Here is a 681-nt window from a genome sequence, read left to right on the forward strand (position 1 = left end):
GACCGCCGCTGCAAACTCCCGCCGCACCAACGTGCCCTCGTCGGCCTGGTGTACCTGCGGCGGCACGACACCCTTGCCCAACTCGCGGCCGGCTTCGGCATTTCCGTCGGCACCGCCCACGCCTACACGGCAGCCGTCGTCGACCTGCTCGCCGACCGTGCGCCCGGCCTGCTGCGCGCCTTGCGCGAGGCCGACCCGGACTACGTCCTGCTGGACGGCACCCTGGCGGAATGCGACCGGGTCGGCGACAGCCGGGCCGACTTCTCTCACAAGCACCGTCGGCACGGGGTGAACGTGCAGGTCGTGACCGACCCGGTCGGGCGGCTGCTGTGGATCTCACCCGCCCTGCCCGGCCGCGCGCACGATCTGACCGCGGCCCGCACCCACCGGATCATCAGGATCTGTGAGCGCCAGGGCACCCCGATCCTCGCCGACCGTGCCTACATGGGCGCCGGCCCATGGGTGACGACGGCCCTCAGACGTCCGCCGGGCCGTGACCTCACACCCACCCAACAGACCGTCAACCGTGCGCTGTCCGCAGCCAGGGCACCGGTCGAGCGCGGCATCGCACGACTGAAGTCATGGCGCATCTTCCGCAGATCCCGGTGCAGCCCGAATCGAATGACGTCAATCGCCGCCGCCGTCCTCACCCTGGAGCGGCAACGCTGAAAGAGCTCACTG

The 681-nt window shown here is 70.8% G+C and carries 1 protein-coding gene; it reads left to right on the forward strand.

Annotation, left to right across the window (positions count from 1 at the left end; translation table 11 throughout):
- Positions 1–669 (forward strand): IS5/IS1182 family transposase (locus OO69_RS48105; RefSeq protein WP_033287382.1); only part of this gene is annotated, 669 nt, incomplete at its 5' end.
- Positions 670–681: the final 12 nt, after the last annotated feature.

Origin of the sequence: Streptomyces sp. NRRL F-525 (assembly GCF_000716605.1) — a bacterium.
Lineage (GTDB): Bacteria > Actinomycetota > Actinomycetes > Streptomycetales > Streptomycetaceae > Streptomyces.